The following is a 16,496-nucleotide window of genomic DNA, read 5'->3' as shown; positions in this document are numbered from 1 at the left end:
GGCGGCGACAACCAAGATTTCTCTATTGAGAACCTTTGCGGCATTCAGTGCGTCACACCCTGAAACCTGTGACTGCTGAGCTTGGAGAGAACGAGTGGCGTTAGATCGCAGAATCATAGCCGTGGTCATGACGGTGACCGCGGCGTTCAGTATCGAAGGGGCCGCGGCGGAAGTCGAAACCCGCCCTGCCGCGAAGGCGCCCACCACCACGGTCGGCGCCCCCATCGGCGTGGTCGCTCCCGCCGCGGTGCCCACCACCGGCAGCGCTGGGAAGGCCGAGTGCGTCCGCGTCAAAGGCGCGAGGGCATGCGTGGGGCTGGACCAGAGCGCCCTGCCGGGAATCACGATCGAGGACACGAGGAAGGACAAGCTCCATCCCGCGGTCGAGTACTACCAGAACGGCTACCTGGGCACGAAGTACGTCATCCACAACCTCGCACGCGAGGGAGAGATCAAGGGAAACCGCCGCATCGGCAACACCATCACGTTCAGGGCCGCCGTATACAGAGGCGATCGTCAGGTCAAGGTCAGCGAATGGAAGACGGTTCGCGACGTCACCAAACACCCCGTCAAACCCGACACTCGTCTGACCCCGGCCAGTGCGCGGGCCCGATCCGAGATCTGCACCTCGACGAAGGGCGCCGCCAGCTTGTGCTTCGGTGGGAAGAAGACGGTCGTCTTCGCGTGCGACACGGGCGCTGACCGTCATCAGGCACGGGCGGAGTACTTCCTGGACGGCGATCCTACGGCGCGGTTCGAGATCCATCAGCTGGCGGGGATGAACACGTGCGGCAAGGCTGTCCATGGTGACCTTGCCGTGAGCATGTACCGCGCCTCGGTGTTCGACAACAACCACCAGGTGGCGACCAGGCTGTACAAGTACAACTAGACGAGCACCCGGTGTAGGCAGGACGTCCGCGGTCCGTACCGCGTCGCCGACCGTCACGGCGACGCGGGGGTCGTGCCGCCACGACGGCCTCTGGCGTGAGGGTCGGTCCGACCTGCGGACACGGGTGGGCCGGTCACGATCGGCTCCTGCGAAGCGGGGCGGGGCAGCGTCGGCGGCTTCGTCCGAGGACCCCAGAACGGCGACGCGGCCGGCCGGCTCGACCCGCAGGTGGGCGGCGAACACCGGCGGCGCTCGCACGAGGCGCTCATGAACGAGGGCTCAGGCGGGGGCGCCGTTCAGGATTTCGACCTGGCCCGTGTCGAGGGAGTAGTACGCGCTGACCACCGCCAGGTTCCCCTTGCTCACCATCGGCGCGAGGTCTCGATTGCCGCGCAGCGCATCCGCTGTCAGCTTCACCTGAGCTTTGGCCATCGTCTCGACGGGGTCGCCGCCGCTCTGCCGTACGGACTGCTCGTATGCCGGGCGCAGAGCCCGCTCGATCGCCTGCAGGTTGCCCGGCAGCGGCTTGCCTTCCCGCAGGGCCTTGTACGCGGCGGAGACCGCGCCGCACCGCTGGTGCCCGAGCACGACGATCAGCGGGGTCCCGCTGGTCATCGGCCCGTACTCGACAGATCCTGTGACGATCGGCCCCACGGCCAGGCCACCGGTACGCATCACGAACAGATCACCCAGCCCGGTGTCGAAGACGAGCTCGGGCGGGACCCGGGAATCGATACATGACAACACCACTCCATACGGCTGCTGCTCGGTGGCCAGCAGCTCCCGGCGAGTGGGATCGCGATCAGGATGCTGGAGCGCGCCGGACACCCAGCGCCTGTTGCCCTCCATCAGCCGCTCGTAAGCAGCCTTCGGCGAGCCCGGAGGCGGTCCTGTGGGGGAGGCGGTCGCCGCCTTGTTCACCACGTTCACCACCTCGGCCGACGAGCAACCGGCAAGGGACGCCGCGGCAAGGGACACGGTGCCTGCCAGCAGCGTTCGCCGCCCCGGACCGTCAGCTGGAACGCTCATGACCTGAGTTCTTCCCTCGCTGGGCAAGGCCCCGGCAATGAGAACACCGAAGGACTGTGCGCCCACGACATTGGGTCTTCGTGAACAGGCAGTGGACGTGGTCACCCCAGACGCGCCTTCACGAGGGGCAACAGGCCGGGCTCGACGGAGACCAGCAGGGGCGTTGCCCAGGTCGATCAACGTCAGACGTCGGAGGATGCGTTCAAACGATGGGAGGGCGGCCGGCGCGGGCCAGCCGCAGTACGGTGGCCCAGGACATCGGCCGGCGCTGCCCGTGTCCACCCTTGATGCCTTCCCGGAGTCCGAACAACCAGACGGCGAGGTTGTCGCGGGACCGGATCCGGACGATGCTGAGCACCGCCCAGGTCGCCAGGTAGATCGGGATCAGGGCAGCGGGCAGGCGGCGGTAGGCCAGCCAGACGCGGTTGCGGGCGACGAGGCGGTAGAAGTCGGCGTGCCGGGCGGGATCGGTGGCGGGGTGGTGGATGACGATGCCGGGCGCGTACCAGCCGGTGTGTCCGAGGTCCCAAAGCCTCCAGCTCAAGTCGATGCCTTCGTGAAAGAGGAAGAAGTGGCCGGGCCAGCCGCCGGCCTGCTCGTAGTCGGCCCGGCGGATGAGGACCACGCCTTCGGCCATGACAGTGACGGTGCCGGGCCGGGTGGCCTCTCCGGCTCGCAGGCGAGGGACCCAGCGGCGCATGGTGAGGCCGGTGTCGGGATCGGCGATGCGGGGTTGGATGTAGGCGGCTTCGGGGTGGCGGCGGGCTTCGTCGACGAGCCGGGCGAGGGTGTCGGGGGCGGGCAGGATGGCGTCGTTGTCGAAGAAGAAGATGAACTCGCCGCTGTCCGGCCCCGCCAGGGCGGCGGCGCCGACGTTGCGTCCCTGGGGGATGCCCTCGTTGACGAGCAGGACGGCGGTGCGCACGCCGGCGGGCACATGGTCGGGCTCGACCCCATTGCCCACGATGACCACCCGCAATTCGACGTCCTGCTGGACGAGGAGGGAAGCCATCGCCTCCTGGAACGCCGCCGGCCGATCGTTCATGGTGAGGACCACCACGTCGACAGTGGCCTTCGGGCTGGTCATCATGTCCCCCTGACGGGTGGAGCGGAGCGGTGCCACCCGTTGAGGGGAGTGGCGAGGTGATCTTGTCATGCGATGTTCTTCTCGCATTGACCGGCTCACCCTAGCGCCGCAGCGGCGGGATCTTCCGGGATCATCAGGAGTTCAGGAGGTGCAGGAGCGCCTTGCGGATGTGAGGCCACTCGTCGCCTGCCGCGAGATACAGCGTGCGGGCTGAGGAGAAGGTCGAAACGACGCCCCTTCCATCCGAGGCATCCGAAGATCACGAGAAAACATTTCGCCGAGCGATGCAACACCTTCGTGCCTTCGGCCGTCTGGGACATGACGACCGAAGGCACGACAAGTGGATGACGAACCCGGCTTCGACGAACTCGTGGCCGAGCAGGCGGACGCGCTGCTCCGCTACGGATACGTCCTGACCGGAAACCCTCATGACGCCGCCGACCTGGTCCAGGAAGCTCTGGTACGGCTGCGGCGCCTGGCCGAGGGCGAGACGCAAGGACAGCCCGCACAGCTACGCCCGGACCACGATGGCACGGTTGCACATCAGCGTCTGGCGGCGGCACAGGCGTGAACACCTCACCGGAGAGCCGCCGGAGCGGGTTCACCACGAAGTCTTCCCTCCCGACGAGGAACAGGGTCTCCGGGAAGAGCTGGCCGCGCCATGGGGGCCGCGCATCGACGACATGCCGAAATCGTAAAAACCGTCCGAAATGGTCCGCGCCGCGGTCGCCTGCCCTTACCCGGCGCCTCAAGCGCGTGCTGCAATCCGCAGCTGCTTCTCCGCCTCCAGCTTGGACGGGACAGTCCCCCACCACGGCATGTCGCGGAGCACACCCAGCAGGCGTAGCCGCTCGGCCCGCGCCTCCAACAGGTCGGCCATCGCCTGCTCGTTCCACGTCGCCCGCCCCTCGACTACCTCGACCGACGACGGCAGCGCGTCGGCGAGCTCTTGCACCCGGGCATCAGCGGCGTCGTACGCCCTCCGCGCTTCGATCACATCAGTCGGCAGGTCCAGCTCGGCCATGATCCCCCCAGGTGGCGCGGTGTTTCGCGCCCGATCCTAGGACCACCCCAAGCCCGGACAACACCTGCCCTATCACTCCAAGAGGCAAAGATCAGACCAGTAGCAGAAGCCTGATTCGCCGCCAGCCAGGCGCCACCCCCCCCGCCGTCTCATGGAGCGTTCCCATCCCTGACACGCAAGGATCTCGACGGTTCGACCCCCCTGACCAGTGCCGCCCTCCCCGCTTCGGCCGTACTCGCTCCTTCGCTGCCGGCCCACGCGGCGCCGGCGGTGCAGATCACGAAGGTCCACCACGACTCGCCCGGCACCGACCGACGCTCCAACACCTCCTGAACGGCGAATACGTCACCATCTACAACGCCACCTCGAAGGCTGGGCACTCATGCGCCATCACCGGCGGCGACGCCAACCCGCCCGTCGCCGGGTGGGAGCAGGAGCCGCTCGTGCCCATCATCCCGTCGGACCGGTGGGCGCTCCTATAGACGCTCAAGCTGACCGCCAGCGCGGTACGCAACCTGCCGCGCTATTGCTGGCATGACCGGACGACCACATCGCCGCCCGCGCACCTCGAACAGGAACCGCTACTCCTCCAGGTACCCGAGAACCCCGCACAGGGCGTCCAGGTTGGCGGGGATGGCGGTGATAAGGCCGGTGGGTCAAGCCGTTCGACAGGGCCGACCTGCGCCCTGCAATCGAGATGGGCCTGGCACGCTACGCCGAGCGGCAGGCCACCGAAGAAGGGGCCGGAGCCCAGCGTGCTCAGGGCTATCTCATGGGCCGGTTTGGACTGTCGGAGTCCCAGGCTCTGCGATGGATCCAGGACCGGGCGGCCGAATTGAGGTTCGACACGGCCGCGGTGGCTGCGGTCGTCCTTGCCGGGGACGTGGTGGAAGGAGCTGGCGGCCTGCCGCTGATCGTTGGTGAGTGGTCCGTGCCGGCGACTCTGGAGGTCGAGGCGTATCTGGACACCAACGATGAGGAGGTCGCCGCCCGCGTGTTCGCGGCGCTCGACCGGCTCGCGGAGGAACTCGGCTACGACCCGCCCCAAGTGACCCAGATCGAGCGCGGCTCGATCTGGCGGCGGGCCAAAGCGGCGTTAGGGCGAGGGATCCAGAACCGCGACGTCGTGCAGCGCCTGGTCAAGGCGGAGCGGGCCCTGGAGCTGATCACTCTGGACGTCCGGCAGGCGGAGGTGGACGGCAAGCTGGCCGAAGCTGTCTCCACGCTGGTCGCCAGCCTGGCCGATGTGCCGGAGGCGTGCCTGCGGGTCGGATCGATCCTGCTGATCAAGCACCCGACGGTGAACGGGCCCGCACTGGTGACGCGCAATCTCTCCCAGCTGGAGATTCGCGCCCTGGAGCGCTTTCCCGAGATCCAGGCCAACCCACGCATGGCGCTGGCTGGGTTGGCGACCGCGGTGGCCAGCATCGAGGTGGATAGCGAACCTTAAACGCCGAGTGCAGGCGGGGTCGGCGCTCCTGTCCGCCCGGCGGCCTCGTCCTACATGCGTAGCATCACCCCAGCCCGAGCGAGGGATGACGCCGCTGGGGCAAGTGACAGGCATCCCAGGTCCAGTCCGAGGCCCCTGTTCTTCCGCGCGCGAGCGAACTATGACCCGTGTGCAGCGGACGGCGGTCTAGCTTCGGCGAAGGCACCAGCGGCCGGTGGACGGGAGCACGGCCACGAGCATGGCGGCTGCCGCCGCGACGACAGTCAGGGTGAGGAAGCCCAGCGCGATATGCGAGATCACATCGCTGTACGACACGATGGCGATCACCGCTTGCAGAGTCATCCCGGCGCCACCTGCTGCGATCAGCCAGCGTCCGGCCGTCTTCCGCAGAAACAGCAGCAGCAGCGCGCCCGTGGCGAGCACGACCGCGCAGCCGAAGGCGTACAGGTCGGTGCGCTCATCGACGGTATGGCCCTCGATCTGCTCGGGCGCCATGTAGAGCGGAGTCCCCGCGGACGACCCGGTAGCGGTGATCTTAGTGGCGTCGGCGAGGCGGGAGATCCCGAAGTCACAGACCTTCACCCGCCCGTCGTTGATCAGGAAGAGGTTGGCCGGTTTGATGTCGCGGTGCACCACCCCGTGCCGGTGGGTCACAGAGAGGGCATCGAGGATCTGCACCGCCCAGACGGGGTCTCCGACGGGATGTCAACGCGAGCCGAGGTTCCGGCCACGTACACAGGAGTACGGACAACAGGAGTACCGACGTCTCATTCTCCCGCCCAGGGGTCCATGCCCCGGTTCGGCGGCAACGCGGCGATCGTCGCCCTGCCGCCACTGGCCGCTCCGGTGCCGTCCGGGGGTGCGGTCAGTCCTCCTCCTTGTCCTGGCCGCTGGGTGGCCGGATGGCGAGTCGGCATTCGCGGCTCAGCGTGACCAGGTGGGGCCGGACTCGGCGGTCTGGGGCGGCGGGGGAGGGGCCTGGCGGCTGCGGGGGAGGACGACGATGCCCTTGGAGCTGTTGGGGGCGTGGACGTCGACGGTGCCGCCGTGGACGACGTTGCCCCGGAAGGTGTTGGGCTCGAAGGTGAACTTCTCCAGCGGCGGCGCGGTCTCCTGCGGGGAGGTGATGACGGCCACCCCGCCCTTCGGCCTGTGGACGAGGTTGCCGGTGAAGGTGTTGCGCTCGGGCAGGAGCACCATCTGGTAGGCGGGCCAGTGGTTCTTGTAGAACCAGCCGAGGTGCATGTCGCTCTTGGCGTTGTCGACGAACACGTTGCCGGTGAACTCGCTGTCGGTCACCTGGCCGTAGTGGAAGAGATAGCCGTACGGCGCGAGCGGGTTCGTCTGCGGCACGAAGCCGGGCGTCAGGTAGTCGAGCTGGTTGTTCTCGTCGAACATGTGCTCGCCGCTGGTGACCTTGAGCCCGTAGCCGGACACCCCGGCCACGTAGTTGCCGCGCACGGTGTGGTTGTTCCCGCTGACCCGGATGCCCTCGCTGGCCGGGTAGCGCTCACCCAGGATGACGTTGTTCTCCACCGTGTTGTGGTTTCCGTAGCGCAGCACGAGGCCACCGCTCGACTGCTTGATCGTGTTGAAGCGGACGGTGTTGTGGTTGGACTTCAGCGAGATGATCTCGTCGTCGCCGTCGACGTGCTCGAAGAGGTTGTGCTCGATGGTGAAGTAGGCGCCCTCCTGCGTACCGAGCTCACCCCACTGCCCGTAGCCCCAGATCCGCAGCGCTTCCATGCCGTTGCGGCCGACGTTGGGGACATCGACGAACCGGGTGTGGTCTACCGCGTTGTACTTGGCCGCCAGGCCTCTGTCGTTGCCGACCACCGGCTCCTGATGGTTCTTGCCCCGCAGCAGGCTGTGGTCGAGCCGGTTGTGCCCGCCCTTGAAGTAGATCCAGTAGTAGGCGGTCTGCGGCTCGGCGGGGTTGAAGTCGACGACGGCGGTGTCGGTGACCCTGCCGTGGTCGCTGTTGAACGTGATCACCGACTGGGTGCCGTCGGGAGCCTGGCCGCCGGTGAAGGTCAGGCCGCTCACCGTCAGGTGGGGGCTGTTCAGCGACAGCGAGGACCTGCCGGTGAGCAGGACCTTGCCGGGGGTCTGCGCCCTGAGGGTGAGGGGGCCGGGGGCGGTGAGGCCGATGACGGCGTCCTGCCAGGTGCCGTCGGCCATCACGATGGTGTCGCCGGAAACGGCCGCGCCGAGCGCCCGGTTCAGCTCGGCCAGGTTCGAGACGAGCACTTCCCGATCCGCGAAAGCGGGGACGGCGGGAAGCAGCAGGACGGCCGCGGTGACAAGAGCTGCTAATCGGTTCATACCGGCAAGGTATGGAAAGCGCATTCCGTTGGGCATGGCCAAAACTCGGGCACTCCTAGGACGATCCTCAGGAGGCTCGGTGCAAGGCCCGGTACTGAGTCGGCGTCAGCGACGTCACCTGCCGGAAAACGCGCGAAAGGTAGGAGGCCTCCCAGCCGACCGTCCCGGCGATCTCCTCGATCCGCAGCTCCGAGTGGATCAGCGCCTGCTTGACCCGCTCGACCCGCAGCTGCCGGATGTACTGGTTGGGGGAGACCCCGAAGAGCTGGGCGAAGTAGGCGATGAAGTACGTCGGGTTGTAGTGAAAGACCTCCGCCAGCCGCCCGACGGTGAGCACTTCGTCCAGATGCGCGTCGATGTATTCAAGAATCCGCCCCGGCCCCTCGCGCAGGGGCCGCAGCGAACCCAGGGGGGCGTGCTCCACGAGGTAGGCGGTCAGTTCCATGAGGATCGCGCGTTGCCGCAGGGGTCCGGTCGCCTGCGCGGGCCCTCTGCCCGCTGCCAGCAACCTCACGAACATCTCCTGTACGGCAGGCAGCTCGGCCACCTCCACGACGCGGGGCAGCGTGACGAGCGTGGCCAGATCGTGTTCCCCCACGGTGGCCGTGAAGTGCGCCCAGTACTTGCGCAGCGGACGCTCCCGCGAGCTGGAGAAGCCCAGGGCGGACCCGGCCGGGAGGAAGTAGAGCTGGCCGGGCCTCGGCTGGTACTCGACCCCGTCAGAAGTGATCGACCCCACGCCGTCGAGGATGAGGTAGAAGCGGTTGTAGCCGTCACTTCGTGCCGACCGCCCCCAGTCGGAGGGGACGGGGTCGGCGTGCCCTGCCATGAGCAGGTCGAGGTCCAGCCGCCGGAGATGCTCTCTGAGCGCCGGGTCCATGCCGTCACGCCCGCAGGCTCGCCAGGTCGGGGTCCACGGCGTGGCGGAGCGGCGCTCCCGCGAGCAGGCGGCGGACCTCCTCCAGAACCAGTTCGCCCATCCGGGCGCGTTCGGCGCCCGTCGCCCCTGCCAGATGCGGCGTCAGCACCACGTTGGGCAGGCCGTACAGCGGGGATCCCGATGGCGGCGGCTCCGGCCAGGTGACGTCGAGCACCGCGGTGAGGTCGGGTCGCCGCCGCAGGACTCCGATGACGGACGGCTCGTCGACCACAGCGCCCCTGGCGGTGTTGATGAGCGTCGCCCCGGAGCGGAGCCTGGCCAGGAGCTCGCCGTCGACCAGCCCCTCGGTCTGCTCGACGAGCGGTGCGTGGAGGCTGACGACCTCGCAGCTGTCGAAGAGTTCGGCGAGCGGAACCAGGCGCACACCGAGTCCCGCCGCGACCGCGGGATCGGCCACCGGGTCGGTGGCGACCACGTCGAGGTCGAAGCGGCGCAGGTGGGAGGCCACCAAGCGGCCGATCTCGCCGAGGCCGAGCAACCCCACCCTCGACCCGTACGCCCCGGCGACCTGCAACTCGTCCGGATAGCGCCCCCGCTCCTTGATCTCGCGGGAGATCCGGTGGAACTGCTTGAGCGCCAGCAGGATCTGGGCCAGCGTGAACTCCGCCACCGGGATCGCGTTGGCCGACGCGGCGGAGACGATCGGGATCTGTCGTGCCCAGAACTCCGGCGTGGTCAGCGGGCGCACGGAGCCCGCGGCCACCAGCACCGCGCGCAGCCGTGGCGCGTGGCGCAGCAGGCCGGCGTCGAGGACCGGCGCCCCCCACCCCGTGAGCAGAAGTTCCACCTCGTTCAGCACGCCGGGCTCGGCCGCCAGTTGCTCCCGCGTCAGCGCTGGCCGCTGCCATCGGACCAGGTCACCCAGCCCTCGGAGCACCTCTTCCGGGTACACATCCGCCCGGCGGCGTTCCTCCATGACCAGCAAGGCTGTGGTCATCTCTCACTCCTTGATCACATTTTCATCGGATGTATGGGCAGACATCCTGTCGCACAATCGATCGGTATCAATAGTGAGCTTCTAGTCATCGGAGCATTGACCTGTGAACGCACGCACCGTTACCGTCCGGAAAACGCCGTCCAAGAAGAGGGAGTCGTCCACATATGCGAACAGTTTCCACACACAGAACGCGATGGATTCTGGCTTCCATGATGGTGCTGTCCGGATGTTCGTCAGGCGCAGCGGGAACGAACGTCGAGCAGGACGCCAAGGCTCCGCTCGAGCTCTGGACCAGGACCACGCCCGGCGGGCCCGGTGAACAGGGCACGGTCAGGCTGGCGGCCGCGTTCGAGAAGGCGACGGGATACAAGGTCAAGGTGACGGCGATCTTCGACGACTTCGAGACGAAGATGCAGCAGCGGGCCGCCCAGAAGGACCTGCCCGACATCGTCATGAACGACGTCACCCAGCTGGGCACCATGCAGAGCCAGGGTCTGCTCAGGGAGATCGACCTCGGCAAGCTCGCCAGCGCCAAGGACCTCACCGAGCGCGGGCTCGCTTCGGGCAAGGCCATCGACGGCAAGCAGTACAGCGTGCCGTACTCCGCCCAGGCCACCGCCCTGCTCATCCGCAAGGACTGGCGTGAGAAGCTGGGCCTGCAGGCGCCGCAGAGCTGGGCCGACCTCACGGCGATGGCCAAGGCGTTCACCGAGAAGGACCCCGACGGCAACGGCAAGGACGACACCTACGGGCTGGCGGCGCCGCTTTCGACCAAGCGCGGCTACGCGTCGTGGTACTTCTCCAACTTCCTCTGGGCCGCCGGCGGGGACTTCGTCGCCGACGCGGGTGGCGGCAGGTTCAAGCCGGCGATGTCCACCGCCGAGTCCACCGCGGCCATGCAGTGGTTCCGCGACCTCGCCTGCAAGGACAAGGTCATCCAGCCGGGCGCCGTCACCATGGACACCCCGCCGACCAACGAGACGTTCGAAGCGGGCAAGACCGGCATGTACGTCGTCGGTCCCTACCTGCTTCCCCGTTACGACAAGTCGCTCGGCAAGGACAAGTACGAGGTCGTGGCCATGCCCAAGGGCGCCAAGAACGCCGACGTGCTCGCCGAGGGCGGCGCGATCTACCTGATGGCCGGCTCACCGAACAACGCCGCTCAGGACGCCTTCGCCGCCTTCGCGACCTCGGCGGACGGACAGAAGGTCGGCATGGAGGGCGACACCGCCTACATCGTCCAGCTGCCCGTCAACAAGTCCGTCGACATCAGCCAGGTGCGCCCCGATCCCCGCTGGAAGACCTTCGCCGAGATCTACCAGGCCTCCGGCCACTACGCCCCGTCGATCCCCAACTGGACGCCGGTGCGGCAGACCACGGCGGAGACCGTCAACGCCCTGGTCGCGGACTGCAGCCTGGATCTGAAGGCGGAGCTGCGGAAGCTCGACACCAGGCTCGCCGAGATCCTGGCGGAGCAGGGCGTTGCCGCGTCGTGACTGTCACGCAGCTGAAGCCGGTCGACACCGGCTCTCCTGATCCGACCCCGTCCAGGTTCTCCGGGCGGGGCGGGCGCTGGTGGGTGCCGTGGTTGTTCCTGGCGCCCGCGCTCATCCTGTTCCTGTACTTCAAGTTCGTCCCGATGGGCAACGCCCTGGTGATGTCCTTCCAGAACGTGCAGCCGTTCCTGGGCAACCAGTGGGTGGGCGGGGACAACTACGCCAAGGTCGTCGCCTCTGACGGCTTCCAGCAGGCCGCCTGGCACACCGTGCTGCTGGCGCTGTGCCAGACGGCCGGTTCGATGCTGCTCGGCCTGATCCTGGCGCTGCTGATGGAGGGACAGAGCCACCGGCTGAGCTTCATCCGCTCCGCCGCCTTCCTGCCGGTCGTCGTGCCGATGGCGGTCGTCGCCGAGCTGTGGCGGATCATGTACCACCCGACCGGCGACGGCATGCTGAACTCCCTCATCGGCCTGGTGGGGCTCGGCCCGTCCGGGTTCATCAACGACCCCCACACCTCGATGGCCTCGGTCATCGTGACCGGCATCTGGCGCGGCGCGCCGTACGACATGATGATCTTTCTGGCCGGGCTGGCGGGCGTGAACAGGGACCTGTACGAGGCCGCGACCGTCGACGGCGCCTCGCGGGCGCGCAGGCTGATGCACGTGACCCTGCCCGGCCTGAGGTCGGTCTTCTCCATCCTGTTCATCCTGGCCGCGATCCGCGGTCTGCGGGTCTTCACCGAGGTGTTCCTGCTGACCAACGGCGGCCCGAACGGTTCCACAGAGGTCGTCATGACCCTGATCACCAAGCTGGGCCTGGAGCAGAACCGGCTGGGCGTCGCGTCGGCAGGAGCGGTCCTGCTGTTCCTGGCCACGCTGCTGCTGACCGTGGTCGTGTCCATCCTCAGGCGAAGGGAGAGAGAATGAGCGCCGCCAGCGAGACCGCCCTCGGCCTCAAGGAGAGCACGACACCCGCAGGGCGGCTGGTGAAGTTGGTGATCTACGCGCTGGTCCTGGTGGTGTTCGCGGGGCCGCTGCTGGCACTGCTGGTCAGCGCCTTCAACCACGTGTCGGACCCGACACAGCTGAGCGTCGTGCCCTCCAGTCCGACCCTGGACAACTTCACGGTCGCCGTCGACCAGGGCGTACTGAAATACCTGCTGAACTCCTTCTTCGTGGTGGGGTTCGGACTGCTGCTGCAGGTGGTGGTCTCGACGCTGGCCTCCTACGCGCTGGCGCGCAAGAAGTTCCCGTTCATGACGCTGGTGTTCGTCGCCATCCTGGCCACGCTCATGCTGCCGGAGGAGATCCTGGCGATCCCGCTGTCGCTGATCCTGTCCGACCTGCCGCTGCTCCACATCAACCTCATCGGCACCCTGGCCGGCATGATCGTGCCGCTGGGCGCCTGGGCGTTCTCCATCCTGGTCATGACGGAGTTCATGAAGGACGTGCCGCGCGAACTCGAGGAGGCGGCACGCATCGACGGGGCCGGCGAGTTCCGGATCTTCGCCCAGATCATCCTGCCGATGTGCAGACCGGCCCTGGGCGTCATCGGGGTCTTCGGCTTCACCATGATCTGGGACCAGTACCTGCTGCCGATGCTGGTGGCCAGCGACTCCTCGACCTACACCCTGCCTTTGGCCCTGCGGACCCTGCGGATCGACCCGATCGTCACGCCCGGCGTGGTGATGGCGGCGTCGTTGCTCGCGCTGCTGCCCTCGGTGATCGTCTTTCTGTTCTTTCAGCGCTCCTTCGTGCACGGGCTGTCGTCCGGCGCCCTCAAGGGATGATTCTTCATGACCTGGTTCACCACTGATCGTTTTGGCATGTTCGTGCACTGGGGCCTGTACTCGCTGGCCGCCCGGCACGAGTGGGTCAAGACGCGCGAGCGGATGACCGACGACCAGTACCAGCCGTACTTCGACCACTTCGATCCCGACCGTTACGACCCTGCCGCCTGGGCCAGGACCGCCAAGGCCGCGGGCATGCGCTACGTCGTGCTGACGACCAAGCACCACGACGGCTTCTGCCTGTGGGACAGCGATCTGACCGACTACAAGGTGACGAACACCCCCTACAAGCGCGACCTGGTCGAGCCCTTCGCCGAGGCTTGCCGCGCCGAAGGGCTCAAGGTCGGGTTCTACCACTCGCTGATCGACTGGCACCACCCCGCCTTCCCCGTGGACGGGACCCATCCGCAGCGCGACTGCGAGTCCGTCCCCGCCGGGGACATCGCCGAATACCGGCGCTACCTGCACGGCCAGGTCAGGGAGTTGCTCACCCGTTACGGCACGATCGACTACCTGTTCTTCGACTTCTCCTACTCCACGCGCGCCGAGTGGTGGGGCGGTAAGGGCCCCGAGGACTGGGGTTCGAAGGAACTGCTCGCGATGGTGCGCGAGTTGCAGCCGGGCATCCTGGTGAACGACAGGCTGGGCATCCCCGGCGACTTCGTCACGCCCGAGCAGTACCAGCCGTCGGGGCCTCTCGCCGAGCTCTGGGAGGCGTGCCAGACACTGAACGGCAGCTGGGGTTACGACCGGGACAACCTCGACTACAAGAGCGCTGACCTGCTGATCAGGATGCTCGTCGATGGGGTGTCCAAGGGCGGCAACCTGCTGCTCAACGTCGGCCCCAACGGGCGCGGGGAGATCGACCCCCACGCGGCGGCCGTGCTGGCGGAGATCGGGTCCTGGATGGACCTGCACGAGCGCGCGATCCGCGGGTGCGGGCCGGCGGAGTTCACCGCCCCGCCCGACTGCCGCCTCACCCAGAACGGTGACCGGCTCTACCTGCATCTGTTCAGCTGGCCGCTGCGCCACGTCCATCTGCCTGGCCTGGCGGGCAAGGTCCGCTACGCCCAACTGCTCAACGACGCCTCGGAGATCAGGCAGGTCACGACGGACCCGCGCCAGACCGCCCACAACACCCGGATGGGCGGGCAGCCGCCCGGCACCCTCACCCTTCAACTGCCGGTGCGGCCCCCCGCCACGCCGGTGCCCGTCATCGAACTCTTCCTGTCCTGAGGTGGGCGGGCACTCAGGCCCGCCCACCTCAGTGCGCACGTTCAGCCAGGTCGCGCCGCCCTTTCGGCTCGGGAGCGGATCAGCCGGACGTCGGCCGCCCCGCACCGTTTCGCCGGGCTCGCAGCAGCCACTGCAGCGGGGTGGTGCCCGCAACTTTCGCAACTTCAGCCACAAACGTTTACTCCTGAGCGTAAGGTTCGTTAGGAATCTTTCCTAATGAATACTCGGGAGGCACTGTGCGGAACTGGTTACGCACCACCCTCGTCTCACTCCTGGCCCTCGCCCCCGCCCTCGCCCTGACAGGCACAGGGCAAGCACGCACCGCGGTCGATCTCACCGACCCGCACAAGAAGGACATCGCCATGCAGCTGGTGTCCAGCGCCGAGAACTCCTCCCTCGACTGGAAGGCCCAGTACAAGTACATCGAGGACATCAAGGACGAGCGGGGCTATACCGGCGGGATCATCGGGTTCTGCTCGGGCACCGGTGACATGCTCGACCTGGTCGAGCTCCACACCCAGCGCAAGCCCGGAAACATCCTGGCCAAGTACCTGCCCGCGCTGCGCAAGGTCAACGGCACGGACTCGCACAAGGGCCTCGACCCGAACTACACCAAGGACTGGGCGACCGCCGCCAAGGACCCGGCCTTCCAGCAGGCGCAGAACGACGAGCGCGACCGTGTCTACTTCAACCCCGCCGTCCAGCAGGCCAAGCAGGACGGACTTCGGGCGCTGGGGCAGTTCATCTACTACGACGCCATCGTGATGCACGGGCCCGGCGACGACAGCCTGAGCTTCGGCGGGATCAGGAAGTCGGCGCTGCGCAAGGCCAAGCCTCCGGCGCAGGGCGGAGACGAGGTCGCCTACCTCAACGCCTTCCTCGACGCCCGCAAGAAGGCGATGAAGGCCGAGGAGGCGCACGAGGACACCAGCCGGGTGGACACCGAGCAGCGGGTCTTCCTCCGCAACGGCAACCTCGACCTGGACCCGCCGCTGACCTGGAAGGTCTACGGCGACAGCTACACGATCAAGAAGTAGTCACGGAAGGCGATCGCCGACGCGGTGCTGGCCGCGCTCGAGGGGGCTGGATGTGACGATGTGAGCCGGAAAGCCGGACGCCCTGGGACTCGCGGCAGAGCCCCGGGGCTGGGGGTGGGGACTGACATCCGGTCCGGGGACAATGACGGACTGGCTTCCGGTGGGGTGTGGTCGTATTCTCGGCGCCAGGTCAGCGGGAATGTCTCCCCTATATGTCGTGCTGATAATCGAGTCGCGGAATATCTCGCCGTCGTATAAATGGGGTCACCGAGCATTGACGCGCTCCCCGGCCGCTCATTGCCCCTGGACTGTGATCCGGTAGGCCAGCCGGAGGCCGGCCGACGCGTGGGCCGCGCCGCTGACCAGGAGCCAGCGCGCCGGACCGCCACGAGGATCGGGCGTGTAGGTGGCGGAGATCCGCTCCACGCCGATCGGGAAGTGCCCGGACGACTGCGTACCGGGCACGAACCACATCACCTGGGCCTCTGCCCAGATCAGCGGCGCCGGCACACCCTCGGCCAGCGGCGGCACGTCGGGCGGATAGAAGCCGAACTCCGTGGCCGGTTCGTTCGATCGCCACACCTGGATGCGGGCGTTGTGGCCCACCCGGACGACACCGGAGTGGACCGTCGTGGTCGGCGTCAGGGCGAGCGCGGGGTTCGCGATCAGCTCGAGGATGTCGTAGGCCATCTCGAGAACGTAAGCCACTGCCCCGGCTCGGCGATAGAGACTCCCGATGCAGCAGATCGGCGGCGGCGCGCGTTCACCTGACATGAACGGTGAGACCCTCCCGCGCCTTGCCGCGCCGCCCGACGCCGAGGCGGTGCTCGCCGGCCTGTACCGCGAGCACTGGCTCGCCCTGGTACGCCTGCGGTGCTGCTCGTCGGTGACCGGGAGAGCTCGCGGGGTTGCTGACCTGCGGCGGCTGCGGCGCCGAACTACAGATGCAGGGGCAGGGGCAGGCCGAGGACGTCATGCAGGACGTTTTCGCCAGGTTGCACGGCAGTTTGTCCGTCCTAGTAGTAGTCCAGCCGCCACTGCTGGCTGGTGTTGTTGTAGTTGTCCCACAGCTGCATCGGGGTGCCGTTGCTGCCGATGTTCTGCCACATCGGATCGAGCACTCGGCCTCCTTCTGTCCAGATGGCGCCTGTCGGGTTGTCGTTCGGTCCGACGTACCAGAGCTGGTTGAGGTTGTTGAACTGGTGATAGCAATCCCAGGCGACGACCCACGTGCCATTACCGCCGTTCCACACG

Annotated in this window: 16 protein-coding genes and 1 pseudogene; 8 read left to right on the top strand and 9 right to left on the bottom strand. The window is 67.6% G+C overall.

Annotated features, from left to right (window positions below; all coding sequences use genetic code 11):
* The first annotated feature begins 121 nt into the window (after positions 1-121).
* The gene (locus AB0B45_RS00085; protein WP_358123156.1) at positions 122-889 is read left to right on the top strand and encodes a hypothetical protein; all 768 of its coding nucleotides are present in this window, start codon (positions 122-124) and stop codon (positions 887-889) included.
* Positions 890-1,168: 279 nt separating this feature from the next.
* On the opposite strand, the gene AB0B45_RS00080 is transcribed toward AB0B45_RS00085, so the two are convergent.
* Together AB0B45_RS00080 and AB0B45_RS00075 are read right to left on the bottom strand one after the other, a co-directional pair.
* Entirely contained in the window at positions 1,169-1,918 is a 750-nt protein-coding gene (locus AB0B45_RS00080) for a carbonic anhydrase (RefSeq protein ID WP_358123154.1), read from the bottom strand.
* 202 nt (positions 1,919-2,120) lie between these two features.
* Positions 2,121-3,005: a glycosyltransferase gene (locus AB0B45_RS00075; protein ID WP_358123152.1), complete on the bottom strand. Its 885-nt coding sequence runs from the start codon at positions 3,003-3,005 to the stop codon at positions 2,121-2,123.
* Between the two features lie 340 nt (positions 3,006-3,345).
* Here AB0B45_RS00075 and AB0B45_RS00070 point away from each other — a divergent pair, with 340 nt between their 5' ends.
* A complete protein-coding gene (locus tag AB0B45_RS00070) occupies positions 3,346-3,576 on the top strand; it encodes a sigma factor (protein WP_358123150.1) in 231 nt (76 codons plus the stop codon).
* Between the two features lie 177 nt (positions 3,577-3,753).
* On the opposite strand, the gene AB0B45_RS00065 is transcribed toward AB0B45_RS00070, so the two are convergent.
* On the bottom strand, positions 3,754-4,029 hold the full coding sequence (locus tag AB0B45_RS00065; RefSeq protein ID WP_358123148.1) for a hypothetical protein: 276 nt from the start codon (positions 4,027-4,029) through the stop codon (positions 3,754-3,756).
* A 697-nt stretch (positions 4,030-4,726) separates the two neighbouring features.
* On the opposite strand from AB0B45_RS00065, the gene AB0B45_RS00060 reads away from it, so the two are divergent.
* Positions 4,727-5,479 (top strand): ANTAR domain-containing protein, encoded by a 753-nt coding sequence (locus AB0B45_RS00060; RefSeq protein ID WP_358123146.1) that lies wholly within the window; start codon positions 4,727-4,729, stop codon positions 5,477-5,479.
* Between the two features lie 186 nt (positions 5,480-5,665).
* Here AB0B45_RS00060 and AB0B45_RS00055 read toward each other — a convergent pair whose 3' ends face one another.
* The 4 genes from AB0B45_RS00055 to AB0B45_RS00040 all read right to left on the bottom strand — a co-directional run bounded on the left by AB0B45_RS00055 (position 5,666) and on the right by AB0B45_RS00040 (position 9,681).
* A complete protein-coding gene (locus AB0B45_RS00055) occupies positions 5,666-6,157 on the bottom strand; it encodes a protein kinase (protein WP_358123144.1) in 492 nt (163 codons plus the stop codon).
* A gap of 246 nt (positions 6,158-6,403) precedes the next feature.
* On the bottom strand, positions 6,404-7,804 hold the full coding sequence (locus tag AB0B45_RS00050) for a polysaccharide lyase 6 family protein (protein ID WP_358123142.1): 1,401 nt from the start codon (positions 7,802-7,804) through the stop codon (positions 6,404-6,406).
* 67 nt (positions 7,805-7,871) lie between these two features.
* Positions 7,872-8,684 carry an AraC family transcriptional regulator gene (locus AB0B45_RS00045; protein WP_358123140.1) on the bottom strand — a complete coding sequence of 271 codons (813 nt, stop codon included), beginning with the start codon at positions 8,682-8,684 and terminating at the stop codon, positions 7,872-7,874.
* Between the two features lie 4 nt (positions 8,685-8,688).
* Positions 8,689-9,681 (bottom strand): hydroxyacid dehydrogenase, encoded by a 993-nt coding sequence (locus AB0B45_RS00040; RefSeq protein ID WP_358123138.1) that lies wholly within the window; start codon positions 9,679-9,681, stop codon positions 8,689-8,691.
* A gap of 209 nt (positions 9,682-9,890) precedes the next feature.
* On the opposite strand from AB0B45_RS00040, the gene AB0B45_RS00035 reads away from it, so the two are divergent.
* The 5 genes from AB0B45_RS00035 to AB0B45_RS00015 all read left to right on the top strand — a co-directional run bounded on the left by AB0B45_RS00035 (position 9,891) and on the right by AB0B45_RS00015 (position 15,242).
* The gene (locus AB0B45_RS00035) at positions 9,891-11,177 is read left to right on the top strand and encodes an extracellular solute-binding protein (RefSeq protein WP_358123136.1); all 1,287 of its coding nucleotides are present in this window, start codon (positions 9,891-9,893) and stop codon (positions 11,175-11,177) included.
* The gene (locus tag AB0B45_RS00030; RefSeq protein WP_358123134.1) at positions 11,174-12,106 is read left to right on the top strand and encodes a sugar ABC transporter permease; all 933 of its coding nucleotides are present in this window, start codon (positions 11,174-11,176) and stop codon (positions 12,104-12,106) included. Before AB0B45_RS00035 ends, AB0B45_RS00030 begins: the two co-directional genes overlap by 4 nt.
* Positions 12,103-12,969, top strand: a complete 867-nt coding sequence (locus tag AB0B45_RS00025; RefSeq protein ID WP_358123132.1) for a carbohydrate ABC transporter permease — start codon at positions 12,103-12,105, stop codon at positions 12,967-12,969. Before AB0B45_RS00030 ends, AB0B45_RS00025 begins: the two co-directional genes overlap by 4 nt.
* A 6-nt stretch (positions 12,970-12,975) precedes the next feature.
* Positions 12,976-14,205, top strand: coding sequence for an alpha-L-fucosidase (locus AB0B45_RS00020; RefSeq protein WP_358123130.1), 1,230 nt, complete (start codon positions 12,976-12,978; stop codon positions 14,203-14,205).
* A 236-nt stretch (positions 14,206-14,441) separates the two neighbouring features.
* A complete protein-coding gene (locus AB0B45_RS00015) occupies positions 14,442-15,242 on the top strand; it encodes a chitosanase (RefSeq protein ID WP_358123128.1) in 801 nt (266 codons plus the stop codon).
* A gap of 294 nt (positions 15,243-15,536) precedes the next feature.
* Here AB0B45_RS00015 and AB0B45_RS00010 read toward each other — a convergent pair whose 3' ends face one another.
* Both AB0B45_RS00010 and AB0B45_RS00005 read right to left on the bottom strand, forming a co-directional pair.
* Positions 15,537-15,932, bottom strand: a complete 396-nt coding sequence (locus AB0B45_RS00010; protein WP_358123126.1) for a hypothetical protein — start codon at positions 15,930-15,932, stop codon at positions 15,537-15,539.
* A gap of 326 nt (positions 15,933-16,258) precedes the next feature.
* Positions 16,259-16,496 (bottom strand): annotated as a pseudogene (locus AB0B45_RS00005) (hypothetical protein); the annotation flags it as partial.

This window comes from Nonomuraea sp. NPDC049152, assembly GCF_040648355.1.
Classification (GTDB): Bacteria; Actinomycetota; Actinomycetes; order Streptosporangiales; family Streptosporangiaceae; genus Nonomuraea.
Note: the sequence above shows the minus strand (reverse complement) of the source record. Positions and strands in the feature narration are given on the sequence as shown.